A 13907-nucleotide genomic window follows, 5' to 3' on the forward strand; every position below is an offset into this window, starting at 1 on the left:
ATTACGATTTCATTGGGATAAATGGGGATGAATTACAAAATGACCTCGAATAACACTCTAAGGGAGACGGATGTAAAATGGCAGTGACTTACCTAGGTTTAGTTGAATTAGGTACCCTATCTTTTAACGGAACAGAAATTGATATTCCTACAAGACCCTATCCATCGGATGTTATCCCGCCCGGAGCTTTTTATGGTGGAAATATACCAGATTACCGAGACGGTTACACAATTAATTTCAATAATACTTCAACATCTCCCTCTAAACGTGTCAAATGGCATAAGATAAATGATAATGGGAAGATCCTTTTTATATGTGACAGGGTCCTGATCGCTAATATATCATGGGGGACCTTAGATGAACTAGGATTGGTTAAAGGGAAAATAGTAACAATAGATGGAGAAAAATATAAATGTAGAATTTTAAGCGGGGGTATAAGTGAGCGTGGCATAATTAGCAATAAACCTTTTGGGGGTATTCCCACATCAAACGAGTGGGACCGTATCGTAATAAACGAAAGTAATATCGTTGGACTGGCAAAACCAAATAAATATGATATCAATAATCCAAACCAAGGTACCATCGAGAATGTGCAGAGTGAACATAATAAAACTTGGAATTGGTATTCCATGGTATCTTGGTGTCAAGAACTTGTTAGTGAAGGAGCTAAATCCTATTCTGCACGGGGTGGGGATTACTCTGAAGGAACATCCGCGAATGGTTTTGCTTCCCCATATGGATTAAAAAAATATAAACATATAGGCTGGCGGCCTGTCCTTGAAGTTTTAAATCAAGCACCTACTCTAGCACTCGCGTCTCCATCCGACAACCAAACCCTAACCGAAAACTCTACGTTAAACATCCAAGGAACTGCATCAGATTTAAACAACGGGGATATTCTTGTATTCAAATGTCAAATCAACAACGGCAGCACAAGGGCGTTGCAATCCGGAATATCCAACGGTAGCACGCCTATTTCTTTTGCCAAGACACTAACCTACCGAGGCGGTAGACTGTTCGATGGTAGCTTGGATGTATCAGGGTTACTGGACGAAGGAAGTAAACACACGTTGTCGCTCTGGGCAGAAGATGACCAAGGTGGTAAATCTGATGTCGTCACCCGTACTTTTACCGTTAAGCACAATAAGGCTCCTATTATTACTATTGGTACTTTTCCTGCTGTTCAATCCGGTCTGATACCACCAGATTCTATTACTCTCTCAGGTACTTCATCCGATCCTGACGGAAATACCCTCACGGTAAAAGGTAAGCTTAACAGCGGTAAAGAACAAACGTTATTTAATGGTGTTACAAGTGGTAACTGGTCTTATACGTGTAAAGTGAGTGACCTTAAAGATGGTTCTAACACCATAACCATAACGGCAACAGACCAATTCGGAGCCTACACAGTAAAGACATTTAACATCAATAACGCTGTAACAGAAACACCCTTAAAGAAAGCTGTTGCCCGTTATAAAATCTTCGCACCGAAAGGATCAGCTAGAGAAATACTTGCTTGGCTAAAGAGGGAAAAAGGCAATCTAGTCGTTGATGCTGAGGCATCCTTTGTAGATAAAGGACTGCCTGAGCAATATACAGCAATGACCAAGGAAAGTGTTGATCTTACTTCTTCAATTTCAGAGGACGAATTGCTTGGAGCTGTAGCTACAGCAAAATCTGACATTATGTTCAAGCTTACATTGAGCAGGACCAATACAAGCACAAATGAATCCGCTGTTTTGTTAGTGGGGGTGCTTAGCTAGTGGAATATATAAAAAGAAACCCGGACGGAAAGCTTGGCAAGGTTGTAGAAACTCCAGGGCATCAAATTCTATTACCGGAGGAATTGATATCTATTTTGGAAGCAATTGTACAGTTGGACAAGCAGAACGTATCGTCACAAGAGACAATAAAACAGCTAAATGATCGAATTTTAGCTTTAGAAGACGAAGGGAAATCAATGAAAGGAGACAAATAAAACATGGTAAAACCATACATGATCCCTGTCTATGCATACCTAGTAAAATCAGGCGAATGGACAATAGAAACGGTGAAAAACGCAAAAAAAAATTCTCCCTGAAGCATACAGACTGCCAGTTGCAGAATTCTTAGCAGATCAAGTTAATAAGAAGTAGGAATCGCGTCTCGTGTAGATGAGTAGGCGTTTTTTCATGGGAGAGCCGGACTATACGGCTCTCCCATTACAAAGGAGGTGACAGAGATGCCAGAAGTAAAAAAACCAGACATGCCGCTGTTACGCGAAACAGCCGAAGAGATTTACCAACGGATGTATAATCGGGCGAGTGAACTTGCTAAGGCCCGTGGTGAGACGCCACCTTCCCCAGAAGAAGGAGAAATTTTTTACGATTTTCACTATCCACTCGCATTAGAAATATCTGAGCAACAACAATTGGACGAATATCGCTTTTTGCAATGGTATCTACCTTGGGCAGACGGGGAATTTTTGGACGCGTGGGGAGTGTTTTTAGGTGTGAAGAGAAAAACGGCTGAGCCCGATGAGCTGTATCGCCAACGCTTGATTGCTAAAGCGGGGGAAGAGGAGGGATCAGGGGCTGAGTACGATTACAGGCGCTGGGTAAAGGAAGTGCCCAATGTAGGAGAGCTGTTTATCTGGGGTGAGGCACCAAACACAGTGCATATTGCGTTAACCGACCAAACAGGGCAACCAGCCGATGAAGCTTTAGTAGAAGAAGTAACAAAGCATCTAGCACAGCCAAATAAGCATAGTTTAAACGACAAGCTAGTGGTTCAGGCAGCAAAAGCATTGGAAGTGACTGTCAGCGGAGAATTGCTCGAGTGGGAGTCCTCTGCATCTGTGGACGAAATAAAACAGCAAATACAAGCTGAGATTGTGGAATACATCAATAAGCAGAGCGAAAAGATTCTTTATTCTGAAATCTATCGCTTGTTTAAGGTAGCCGGTGTGATTGATTATCGGAATGTTTTGCTAAATAATGCTCAGGAAAATATTGATTTCACCTTTTCAACCATACCGATTGTGAAAAATGTGACGGTGAGTACGCCATGACGATGATTCCAGAAAAATATCGGACGATGCTGCCACCCTATTGGTATGAGAATCTGGCAGCAGTGCATCATTTTGAGGCAGGAGAAGCTGAGAGAGAGCACCAACAGGCTCGCAAACTAGACTTAGAGCGGCAAATGATGATCACAACGGCTACATGGGGACTGCCCTATTGGGAGGATATGTTTCGGGTTACCCCCAAGCAAGGTGATTCTTATGAGACACGACGTGCACGTGTCATGGCAAAGTATCGGGAGCGTTTACCCTTTACGCCAGCGTTGGCAGAGAGTATTACCAGACTTTTTATCAAAGAACAGGCAGCTGAGCACGTTCTCATAGAGGAAAACCCGGATACAGGCTATTTCTATATCTCGGTTCCCCTATGGTCAATTTATGACGTAGCCTCGTGGGTGCATGATATTCATAAGCGAAAGAGAGTTCCGCATGTGTTTATGCCGCAGTTGGCAGCGTCAGACGAGATTGTGATTCATGAAAGAATTACAATCAATCAGAAACGTTACCACAGGGTACATGAGTTTCGAGCTGGGATGACTCCTCTTAAAGATCAAGACGAGGTGGTGATTTGATGGATAAAGCTTATTTGGCACGAGTTGCGGAGGACTTAGCAACTCGTGCCGCAAGTTTGATCGTAAACAATCAAACTGTTCAATTGAGGTCTGCCAAAAGAGAGGAAAGAAAGCTTGTAGTCATAACGGAGCCGGTGAGCGGAATAACGAACGTATCTTCCTTAAAACTACTAGATGAGGCAGGCAATCTTATTACGGAAAGAATGGCTAAAGTAGATGTGTTAAGTGATCAATCATTAGAATTTCGGTTTGAATTTGAAGTGAGAGGAGCCAACGACTGATGCCCTATAATCCTAAGCTAGATTGGAACTATGACGATCCCGTCACGGAAACGGATATCAATAGGTGGGAAAAAGGAATAGACGATGCCCACAAGCTACTGGAACAGCACACAGTGGCTATTTCGGCCTTGCAGATTGATGTGAAGACGATAAAAGATGCGGTGTTTAACAACTTTACGGACAATGTTTTTTTTGAGAATTTTGCAACACTGGAAGATATCACGTTAACAGAAGGCTGGTATGACGAGGCTAATAAAAGGTTGGTAGTGTAGTGTTGTTTGGAAATCTCTATGGATGACTTCGGATAACGGCAATATTAGAAAGGAGGATTATTTGTGGCTCAATTAACACATGCATTTCCCGAGGTTAGAAATCATTCAACACAAACACATAGACTTACGATTCCTAAACTTGTACAGGTGAGAGGTGTAAAGGTAGATAAAGGGAACGTGTCTTTTTCAGTCAACGGCGACGAAATCACATTCAATCTAAGTGGCAGACCTTATGACAGGGTAGTGCAAACTGGGGGAAGTTATACACCTTCTCAATCAAAAACAGAAACTGATGCCAGATATGGAGTATCAAATACAAGCCCAACACCCCCTTCATTTCCATCAAGTATTCCTTATAGTCAAGGTGGGTACAGTGGAACTCTTTATAAATCAGGCGGTGTTGTCACAATTGAACCTTTGCCGGGTGCTTGGCACTTTACACAGAACTACTCAGGAACAGTAACAAAGCCAGCAGTTGATACTAGGACGTACGACTACTTCTATGCTTATACAGCTACAGTTGATTACCTGGCTAACTCACTACCTACGATAAACATCAAAAAGCCTTTCGACAATCTCGTCTTGGTCGAAGGAAATAGTATGGCGATTGAAGGCACCGCCTCCGACACCGACAAGGACAACGTAGTCACAATAAAATACCGCATCAACAACGGCACCACAAGGGCGTTGCAATCCGGAGTATCCAACGGTAGCATGCCTATTTCTTTTGCCAAAACGCTAACATTCCGAGCCAAACGTCTCTATGACGGCACCACTGATCTCGCAGGCTCTGATTTAGCCGAAAACACCGACCATACCCTAACCATCTGGGCAGAAGACGACCAAGGCGGCAAATCAGCCGAGGTGATTCGCAAGTTTCGAGTTGTCCACAATCGCCCTCCTGTTATCAGCGGTCAAAACGTAGACCTTGGCGTGTTAAGCACCATTCCGTCGAAAACATACACCGTCACAGAGCCAGAGGGTGACACGTTTACCATCACAGAAAAAATCAACGGCAAGGTGATCCGCACGTTCGCTGGAACTAACAGCAAGGAAAACACCGCAACAATCCCATTGGACACATGGTTACGCCTTTCCTTGACAGCGGTACACACCTTTACCATTGAGGCAACCGACAGCAAAGGGATGGCCTCGACTCGATCGTATACCTTCCGGCGATCAGCCGACAAGATAGCGTTTGCTCTAGGGAAACCATTCGGTACCGACATAGCTGCCAAACGAATCCTGGTGACAATTGACGCGGCGGTTCCTGCCGGTGCAGATTATAAAGTCGAGGTGTGTAACAACGCGTTCGACGAGTTGCCGACATGGGAAGACGCGACCAACCATGTCAAATTCAACCGAGGTTTCATCTTCACCAACAAGGAAAAAACAGCAGAAAAATGGGGCGTTAGTTTACGTTTTTCTTTCACTAAAGGAACAGCAACAGAGCCTATTATTGTAAAAGGGTTTGGAGGTGCATTCGATTGATCCTGACTAAACCTAAAGCATTATCTCAGATTCAGGCTGACCGTGAGCAAAAGGGAATGTCCTTAGAGCTGGTAGTAGCCTATGAAGCGATTGCACAGCTTTATGAAAAAATGACTGCTCTTGAGCAAACGCTCGAAGAATGGAAAGGGGGTGAATAGGAATGGTCAGAGAATACATGATTCCCGTTTATGGATTGCTTGTCAAAGCGAAACGACGTACCATCGATTCGCTCCCAAAAGATTATCAAATTCCTGTAGCCGAGTATCTAGCGAAACAAAACGAGGAATAAAGGAACGCCTGCTCATGTTGAGTGAGGCGTTTTTGTTTTCACCACTTAGATAATCTCACACAGTCCGGGTATCTTCAATAATGAGGTGCCCTTATTTTTCACAAAACCTGCCAAGGAGGGAAAAATGGCATGGAAGAGAGCGTAATGAACGCGTTGCTTCAGCAAGGTCCGTTTGCTGCTCTGTTTGTCTGGCTGTTATTCTCTACCAAAAAAGAGGGGAGAGATCGCGAGGCTCTTTTGGTTAAACAAGCTCAAACACGGGAAGCAAAGCTGATGGAACACAATGAACGAATGGTGATTCAATTGGAGCGAAATACGTCAACCCTACAGCAGATTGAACGAAGTCTGTCTGGATTGGAAATGGAACTGCAAGAATTAAAAGAAAAGGTAGAATAAAAAGGAGGATATGCATATGGCAAAGCCGATTTTAATCATTGATGCAGGGCATGGTGGAACTGATCCGGGAGCCATTGGGAATCAGATGCAGGAGAAGGCTCTGACGCTACAAATTAGCTTGTACCAGCTACAAAGGTGCAGAGAGTTAAACCTTCCTGTTGCTATCACTCGGACGACAGATACCACACTTACCCCGTCTCAACGTACTACGCTCGTCAAACAAAGCGGGGCCACCTACTGTATTTCCAACCACATCAACTCAGGCGGTGGGGAAGGTGTGGAAGCGATTCATTCTATCTTTACTACCAATAGGCTAGCAAATTCTCTAGCACAAGCCGTAGCTGCCGAGGGGCAAAAATTCCGTAGAGTCTACACACGAGTAGGCGCTGATGGGCGAGATTATTATTTTATGCATCGTGAAACAGGTGCAGTAGACACGATCATTATGGAATATGGATTTATTGATCATGCTTTAGATGCCCAAAAACTAAAAAATAATTGGAAACGCTATGCAGAAGCAGTGATCAAGGCTTTTTGCGGTCATATTGGCCATCCGTACTCTCCTGCTGTAGAAGCGCCTGACGACGATTTTGAATTAGCTGTGGATGCTCTTGTCCAGGCAAAGATCATTACCTCTCCTGACTATTGGAAACAGAATGCCGTCTCTACTAGAACAGTGGCTGGCGAGTATGCTGCCCAACTGATTAAAAATATGGCAAAATATCTGAAAGCAGGTGCGTGAGTGAAGGAACAGGGAAATATATCACCTGCTAGTTGCTGGAATAATCGGTTCCATAAAGCTACTAGCCGATACACTAGGCTACCAAATCATTACAGACGATCAGGTGAATGCCATTGCGAACGGAGTTTCGGCTGTTGTGACTATCATTGCCGTGCTTTTAAATAACAGACAAGCAAAGCAACAATAGTATTTATGCACTCTATCATAATTTTTTTATCATCATGAATTGACCTAAGCCTTCCAGCAATTTTGTAAGCTGGGAGGCTTTATTGTTTTGCTACAGGTATAATTAGTACGAAAAGTAATAATATTTTTTCAGGACGATAGAAGTTAGCCCTGAAAAACTTGCATCTATGCTTTATCTTTTGTAAAATAAAAACAAGAACATACATTCTGTTTTATCGTATTATCTACTAATGAGAGGTATTTATGCACATAAGACGAGCACATCCCTTAATGACTCAAGAGATTATACAATTCTTTCAAGAATATATTACAGAAAATTCCGATTCAATTGCTAATCGTGAATACATCTGTACAGATGGTACTAGAGCAGCAGTCCGAAGAAATCAAATACTTGTGGCGCTTGATGGAGATATGATTGTAGCAGCACTTCGATTTTATCCTAAAAAGTCAACACAAACCATCTCACTTTATCAATTTGCAGTGGCCAGGAACTATCGGGGCAAGGGAGTATTGTATACCATGCTACAACACCTTGGTGAGTATCCTGCCGAGGTGCTTTGTCCAATTCATGCCGGTTTAAATACCTACTTTTCTAAGACAGGCTGGCAGCACATAGGTCAGTTTAAAGACTGTAACCGTTGGAAGTGGAGCGTGGGAGACCGATAACAGATAGGGATGCTAAAGCACTCTGCTTGTCCATGTTTTATCACTGTAGATTTCTTGTATAACTGCTCCCTAACTTTATACCGAAAGAAGAATTAGGACAGGTTCATTCAGGAAAATGCCGAGACTTATTTGCCATGCTTGATGGCAGTCACAGCTACCGCCTATTTCCTCATCCTTTTCGCGAAGAATGTTCTAAGCGACTATACGAGTCATTCCACCAGTCAATCCGCAATTCGATAACTGCAATAGCAAAGTTATGTTCCTTTACCTTCCAATTTTAGACTACATGAAGACACACAAATTATTTCTTCGTTTCTACTCGTCTTTTTTTCACCCAACAGCTCCAGTACGATTTGCCACTTTCCAAGCTTGTCCTGCATGTTTTTTATGTAACGACTAGGTGTGGGGCTTGTTGAAGGCAATGTCAAATAAAGACGACCGTCAGAAAATCCACGATATTTTTTATAGCTTTGATATGCTTTTGTTCCATTAAATAAAACAGCTTGGATAGCTGGATATTGTTCATATAAGCTGTCAAAATCATTAATCTTCTCATATTTGATCGCTGAGTCGAGACTGCCTTCCCGCTCGCAATTTTGTATAACATCCCAGAGGGCAATCCTTTTATTTAATAAAAATGCTAGACGTTGTTCATATGATTCTGCAATAGGCTCATGAAATAGTTCGTACATAATGGGCCAAAAATGGTTACGTGTATTTCCGTAATACTCATGTTTACGTAATGAGACGGCGCCAGGCATACTGCCAAGGATTAAGAGTGTACAGTACTTATTAATAACTGGTGGAAATGATTGAAGCATGAGACAAAATCCTTTCTGTAGGAATGTAAAAGATCAATTTCTTTCTACTATATATAAATTAATTCAGGACTCCAACTCCTAAGAGACAAGAATCTCGATTTTTAAATTGTAAATGAAAAGTACCGAAATAATTGTTTTCCTACCAAGATTATTGCTTTACATAGAAAAACTATATCGGAAAAAGTCGGGTTGTTCAGAATGATCGAATTAATAAGTAACCGATCAGCAAAGTACTGTTGAATATAAAGATCAAATAGTCATGCTAGATTCCTCTGTCGATTAAGAAGGTACATCGATCGGCTGTGGATTCATGGAGAGCTTTTATCTAAGAATCCAAGTTGATAAATGGGATAAGCCAGATCAATGCTGCTTTGTTCAAACAGTTGCTAATCTGAAGGTTTCCAGTTTTTAATTTCTAGTTTCTAGTTCTGAAGAAGGAGTACCCTGGACGGCTTTTTTACAATCTACAAGGAGATGACACAATGAGCATTAGGAGGAGAAAAAATAACATAAAAAATTCTAAAAGCGTCAAAAGTATTTAAATTCCACAAAAGGATAAAATTAATTTTTATGCAAATAAAATCTCCAATAAACAAATATTTACAAGTGAAGAAAAAATCTACATAATCAATTCTTGGGGTTTCGTGTCACTTGTCGAATTGTTAGGGGAATATTCTGTTTTTATTTCCGCTTTGAGGAAAAAACACTGTAATTATAAAACTGTAAAATCGTAAATTTTTTGTAACGATTTACTGGTAAGAGCGTCTTATAATCATGGTAGTTATTGTTGTTTGATCAGGAGGGAATAGGGCATCAGAATAGCGTAGGCCCATAACATAGATAACCATACTTTTTACAGATTTTGTTGGTTTTTGGCTGTTTATTTGTCTGCATATGAGTGGTGTTTTTGTCTACATATGGCGAATGAAGACGCCGAATACAACGAACGAAATGAAGTAAGAGATCAGAAACCAGTTTGATTTGGATAGTGAAAGGGTAGTGTGCATCATGGGCATCTGGACAGGTAAGATTGTAGACAGAAGTAGAGAGTGGATAGAAAAAGCGAATAACATAACGCCAAAAACAACAAAATACAACGCATCCGCAATGAAGGAAAAACAGTACGGCACTGGGGGTGAACGCAATGTCTAAACCGCTTCAAGGTCATGGCCGTTATATGCCGGGACTAGATGGATTACGTGCCCTTGCCGTATTTGCTGTCATTCTTTATCACCTCAATGTCAATTGGGCACCAGGAGGCTTGCTGGGTGTTGGAGTTTTTTTCGTACTATCTGGATACCTGATTACGGATATATTGATATCACAGTGGAAACTGAGAGGTAGAATTGATTTAAAGGATTTTTGGATTCGTCGAGCGAAGCGATTGCTACCGGCTATGCTAGTCATGCTGATAGCAGTAGTGGTTTGGTTAGCTTTATTTGATCGTGCTCAGCTACAGGCACTGCGAGGCGAAATTGTAGCAGCGCTTCTTTATGTGAGCAACTGGTGGTTGGTTTTTCACGAGGTGTCTTACTTTGAAAGCTTTGGTCCAGCTTCACCTTTTGGCCATTTCTGGTCTTTGGCAGTTGAGGAGCAATTTTACCTCATTTGGCCTTTATTATTACTTTTGGGTCTGCGCAATACGCCGCGTCGAGGCAAGCTGCTAGGTTTAACGTTAGCTGGAGTGGTTGTATCCGCTTTCGCAATGGCTCTATTATATGAGCCAGGTGTTGACCCGAGTCGTATTTATTATGGAACAGATACAAGAGCGTTTGGGTTATTGATTGGAGCGGCACTTGCAATGATATGGCCCAGCTCTAGGCTTTCTGAAACGGTGTCACTCCCTGCACGCATTACCCTTGAGGTTTTAGGGACAGGAGGACTGGCAACCATTCTTTGGATGATTTGGTATACCAATCAATATGAGGACTTTTTGTATCAGGGCGGTCTTGTATTGTTGTCGGTTGCTACAGCGGTAGTCGTAGCAGTGATTGCTCATCCAGCGAGTAGCTTTGGCAAGCTGATGGGAGCTAAGCCGTTGCGTTGGATCGGTGTTCGTTCGTATGGAATGTATTTATGGCACTACCCGATTATTGTCCTGAGTACGCCCGCCATACATACCAATGGAACTGACATTCCTAAGGCCATATTTCAAATAGGAGCAACCATAGCGCTTGCTGGTTTATCCTTGCGCTTGGTTGAGGAACCAATTCGCCGCGGTTCATTTGCAAAGCCTGCGAAATATCGCAGAATGCAAGATGGGCGCTGGAGATTTGTTTTGTTTGGTCGTTGGGTTGTTTCTATGGTTGCTATTTTGGTTTTTAGCTCCACTTGCATTGCGATAGCAGGATGGGGAGGGAATGTGACAGCCAGCTCTATTCCAGCAGCTAGTACGGCAAATACTGAGTCGATTCAGCAAACTGAACAACCGAATGCTGAGGAGGCGAATTTGTTTATACCGAAAAAAGAAGATGCGGCTTTAGGAGAAACGCCTGATAGAACTGAGGAAAAGATAAAAGAAGCAGACAAAACAAAGACAACATCAACACCAACACAAAAAAATAACCCTTCACAGCAGGAGCCGGCAAAACGAGACACAAGCGGAGAGCATAGTGCTACACAATCTGCTGCTGATGGCGAGCAGAAGCCGGCAAAAAAGACGGAGGAAAAACAATCTGAAACCACAAAAGAGGACGAGGAAGCTGAGCAAGCAATATCCTCTAAGGAAAACGAAAGCGCCTCCTCTGCTCGAGAAACAGATAAAGATGATTCTACTGCTCATCAATCGAAAGAAAACAGCTCAAAAGCAGAGAAGCCTTCTAAGGCAGATACAGAAGAAAAGGCTACTCCTTCTACAAAAGCAGGTAAAGGCATCACTGTGTTTGGAGATTCCATTATGCTAGACGTAGCTCCACACCTGCAAAAGCTACTGCCGGGGATTACGATTGATGCCAAAGTTGGTAGACAAATGCGCCAGACTCCTGAGCTAGTAGCCCAATATAAAAAGAGAGGGAAGCTTGGAAGTCGGGTTGTTCTTGAGCTTGGTACAAACGGAGCGTTCACTAAGAAACAATTGGAGAGCTTATTAAAATCGCTTGGAGATGAAAAACAGATTATTCTTGTCAATACTCGCGTTCCACGTCCGTGGGAGAGCGTAGTAAACGCTACACTGGCAGAGGTAGCGAACAGTCATCCCAATACTCTACTAGTAGATTGGTACACGGCCAGCGCTGGGAAAGACTCTTATTTCTCACGAGATGGTGTTCATTTGGAACCAGAGGGAGCAAAGGCATTTGCCGCTTTACTTTCCAATGTACTCAAATAAATCTTTATAAGGCAAAAAAGCCTCTTTTTCTAAACGGAAATCAAACAGTTGGTGCCGGTAGATAAAAGGGGCTTTTTTTGTTCCATCAGAATTTTGCATGAGCATGAGGAGTGTTGCACGATCGGAAAAAACTTTCCGTGGTCAGGCTGGCTTTTGCACAACTGGAAAAAGCTTTCCATGATCAGGGGGGCTTTTGTATAATTGGAAAAAGCTTTCCGTGGTTAGGGGGCTTTTGTATAATTGAAAAAAACTTTCTGTGGTTAGGCAGGCTTTTGTACAATCACAAAAAGCTTTTATGATTAGAAAAGCTTTTATACGATCAGAAAAAACGTTCTATGATTAGGAGGCTCTTATACGATCAGGACAAATCCTGCATGTAGTGTATAGAATGAAGGAATCTTCCAAAAAGAAGGGGAGCTAATATTATTCCCCCAACAAGGAGATTTTGTCCGCTTTTCTACTAAAATAGATGTAATCTTTTATGCCGGTAGATCTATTTTTTATCCTTTTAAACAGGAAAAAAAGGTTTTGACTTCTAATAAGTATTGTGACTATCACTTTTACCTTTGCGCAAAGGGAGGCGAAGCAGTGGAGACGATCTATAGTCAGCTACACAAGCTGGGATTTTCCCAATATGAAAGCAAGGCATACGTTAGTTTGATACAGCAAGCGCCGGCTACTGGGTATGAAGTGAGCAAACGTTCAGGAGTTCCTCGTTCGATGATTTATGAGGTGTTAGGTAAATTGATCGATAGAGGAGCTGCTTATTTGGTGCCGACTGACCCAGTTAAATATGCGCCTGTTCCTGCTAAACAGATGCTGGAGCGTTTGAGAAACAATATGGAGGAAACGATTCATTATCTGGAGCATTCGCTAGAAACATTGGAGAAAGACCCTGCTATTGATGTGATTATGCATCTGAGTGGATATGATCACGTGATACAAGAGCTGTCAGATACCATATATCAGGCGAAAAGTGAGCTGTGGTTATCCATTTGGGAGCCACAGGTAGGCGAATTATATGAGCAAATTCAACAGGCAGTCAATCGGAATATTTCGGTATTTTCGATCGTGTTTGGGGCTGAGGGAGTTAGTCTTGGCTACACTTTTCCCCATAACTATATGTCACCAGAGGTTGTACAAGAGCGAATGGGAGGACAATTAACGATTGCAGCAAGAGATGGAGAAGAGGTTATTATAGCCAACTTTAATGAACGTGGTGTGCCATGGGCTATTAAAACAAGGAACCCAGCACTTGTACTCGTAGCCACCGAATATGTAAGACACGACATCATGATTGAAGAGGTTACACGAGAATACGGAGCTGATAAGGTAGAGCGGCTCTGGCGTAATCGGCCTGACCTATCTCATGTAGTAACAGGCTATAAAGGGGGAGGTAGACTATGAAACCGGGAGATATATTAACATGGACAAGAACCTTTACAGAGGAAGAAACGCTCCATTTTGCAGAGATTACGGGGGATAAAGGCAGGCATCATATGGAGCGTGATGAACAAGGCAGACTTATGGTGCATGGTTTATTAACAGCAAGTATTGGAACCAAAATAGGCGGCGATCTCCATTACATTGCGAGAAAGTTTAACCACGAATTTTTGCGTCCGGTGTTTACTGGGGATACGATCACCTGTGAGGTAACAATTAAAGAGGTTACGCCCATGGAGGGCTTTGATAAGGTGGCGCTATCGTTTGCCTATTACAATCAAGCGGGGAAAGAAGTATTAATCGGAACCAGTCACGGCATTATTCGAAAGGAAGCAGAATGAGGCCAAAGTAAAAAAGCAGGC

At 42.4% G+C, this 13907-nt stretch carries 18 protein-coding genes; 17 read left to right on the forward strand and 1 reads right to left on the reverse strand.

Features of this window, described 5'->3' with window-relative positions; all coding sequences use genetic code 11:
• Nucleotides 1-77: 77 nt before the first annotated feature.
• The 13 genes from QZ995_RS20440 to QZ995_RS20500 all read left to right on the forward strand — a co-directional run bounded on the left by QZ995_RS20440 (nt 78) and on the right by QZ995_RS20500 (nt 7956).
• Complete coding sequence (locus QZ995_RS20440; protein WP_301811095.1) at nt 78-1763, forward strand: Ig-like domain-containing protein; 1686 nt, start codon at nt 78-80, stop codon at nt 1761-1763.
• Nucleotides 1763-1978 carry a hypothetical protein gene (locus tag QZ995_RS20445; RefSeq protein WP_258426148.1) on the forward strand — a complete coding sequence of 72 codons (216 nt, stop codon included), beginning with the start codon at nt 1763-1765 and terminating at the stop codon, nt 1976-1978. Before QZ995_RS20440 ends, QZ995_RS20445 begins: the two co-directional genes overlap by 1 nt.
• 18 nt (nt 1979-1996) lie before the next feature.
• Nucleotides 1997-2080 (forward strand): CD1375 family protein, encoded by an 84-nt coding sequence (locus tag QZ995_RS20450; RefSeq protein WP_301811199.1) that lies wholly within the window; start codon nt 1997-1999, stop codon nt 2078-2080.
• 141 nt (nt 2081-2221) lie between these two features.
• Nucleotides 2222-3049, forward strand: a complete 828-nt coding sequence (locus QZ995_RS20455; protein WP_301811102.1) for a baseplate J/gp47 family protein — start codon at nt 2222-2224, stop codon at nt 3047-3049.
• Nucleotides 3046-3633 carry a putative phage tail protein gene (locus QZ995_RS20460; protein WP_301811105.1) on the forward strand — a complete coding sequence of 196 codons (588 nt, stop codon included), beginning with the start codon at nt 3046-3048 and terminating at the stop codon, nt 3631-3633. Before QZ995_RS20455 ends, QZ995_RS20460 begins: the two co-directional genes overlap by 4 nt.
• On the forward strand, nt 3633-3914 hold the full coding sequence (locus QZ995_RS20465; RefSeq protein WP_301811107.1) for a hypothetical protein: 282 nt from the start codon (nt 3633-3635) through the stop codon (nt 3912-3914). Before QZ995_RS20460 ends, QZ995_RS20465 begins: the two co-directional genes overlap by 1 nt.
• Nucleotides 3914-4186, forward strand: a complete 273-nt coding sequence (locus QZ995_RS20470) for a hypothetical protein (protein WP_301811109.1) — start codon at nt 3914-3916, stop codon at nt 4184-4186. Before QZ995_RS20465 ends, QZ995_RS20470 begins: the two co-directional genes overlap by 1 nt.
• 63 nt (nt 4187-4249) lie before the next feature.
• Complete coding sequence (locus tag QZ995_RS20475; protein ID WP_301811111.1) at nt 4250-5677, forward strand: hypothetical protein; 1428 nt, start codon at nt 4250-4252, stop codon at nt 5675-5677.
• The gene (locus QZ995_RS20480) at nt 5674-5835 is read left to right on the forward strand and encodes a hypothetical protein (protein WP_301811112.1); all 162 of its coding nucleotides are present in this window, start codon (nt 5674-5676) and stop codon (nt 5833-5835) included. Before QZ995_RS20475 ends, QZ995_RS20480 begins: the two co-directional genes overlap by 4 nt.
• 2 nt (nt 5836-5837) lie before the next feature.
• Nucleotides 5838-5966 carry a CD1375 family protein gene (locus tag QZ995_RS20485; protein WP_003336538.1) on the forward strand — a complete coding sequence of 43 codons (129 nt, stop codon included), beginning with the start codon at nt 5838-5840 and terminating at the stop codon, nt 5964-5966.
• Between the two features lie 129 nt (nt 5967-6095).
• The gene (locus QZ995_RS20490; RefSeq protein WP_003336539.1) at nt 6096-6362 is read left to right on the forward strand and encodes a BhlA/UviB family holin-like peptide; all 267 of its coding nucleotides are present in this window, start codon (nt 6096-6098) and stop codon (nt 6360-6362) included.
• Between the two features lie 16 nt (nt 6363-6378).
• Nucleotides 6379-7104, forward strand: coding sequence for an N-acetylmuramoyl-L-alanine amidase (locus QZ995_RS20495; protein ID WP_301811115.1), 726 nt, complete (start codon nt 6379-6381; stop codon nt 7102-7104).
• 429 nt (nt 7105-7533) lie between these two features.
• Entirely contained in the window at nt 7534-7956 is a 423-nt protein-coding gene (locus tag QZ995_RS20500) for a GNAT family N-acetyltransferase (RefSeq protein WP_301811117.1), read from the forward strand.
• Nucleotides 7957-8210: 254 nt separating this feature from the next.
• Here the strand turns inward: QZ995_RS20500 and QZ995_RS20505 are convergent, their stop codons facing one another.
• Entirely contained in the window at nt 8211-8777 is a 567-nt protein-coding gene (locus QZ995_RS20505; protein ID WP_301811120.1) for a DNA-deoxyinosine glycosylase, read from the reverse strand.
• 1008 nt (nt 8778-9785) lie between these two features.
• Between QZ995_RS20505 and QZ995_RS20510 the strand changes: the two genes are divergently transcribed.
• The 4 genes from QZ995_RS20510 (at nt 9786) to QZ995_RS20525 (ending at nt 13886) form a co-directional block, all read left to right on the forward strand.
• On the forward strand, nt 9786-9929 hold the full coding sequence (locus QZ995_RS20510) for a hypothetical protein (protein WP_301811123.1): 144 nt from the start codon (nt 9786-9788) through the stop codon (nt 9927-9929).
• Entirely contained in the window at nt 9922-12102 is a 2181-nt protein-coding gene (locus QZ995_RS20515) for an acyltransferase family protein (RefSeq protein WP_301811125.1), read from the forward strand. The genes QZ995_RS20510 and QZ995_RS20515 overlap by 8 nt, the downstream gene beginning before the upstream one ends.
• A gap of 588 nt (nt 12103-12690) precedes the next feature.
• Nucleotides 12691-13509: a TrmB family transcriptional regulator gene (locus tag QZ995_RS20520; RefSeq protein WP_301811127.1), complete on the forward strand. Its 819-nt coding sequence runs from the start codon at nt 12691-12693 to the stop codon at nt 13507-13509.
• Nucleotides 13506-13886: a MaoC/PaaZ C-terminal domain-containing protein gene (locus QZ995_RS20525; RefSeq protein ID WP_301811130.1), complete on the forward strand. Its 381-nt coding sequence runs from the start codon at nt 13506-13508 to the stop codon at nt 13884-13886. Before QZ995_RS20520 ends, QZ995_RS20525 begins: the two co-directional genes overlap by 4 nt.
• Nucleotides 13887-13907: the final 21 nt, after the last annotated feature.

The sequence above is a fragment of the Brevibacillus laterosporus genome, from assembly GCF_030489605.1.
GTDB classification, from domain to species: domain Bacteria; phylum Bacillota; class Bacilli; order Brevibacillales; family Brevibacillaceae; genus Brevibacillus_B; species Brevibacillus_B laterosporus_E.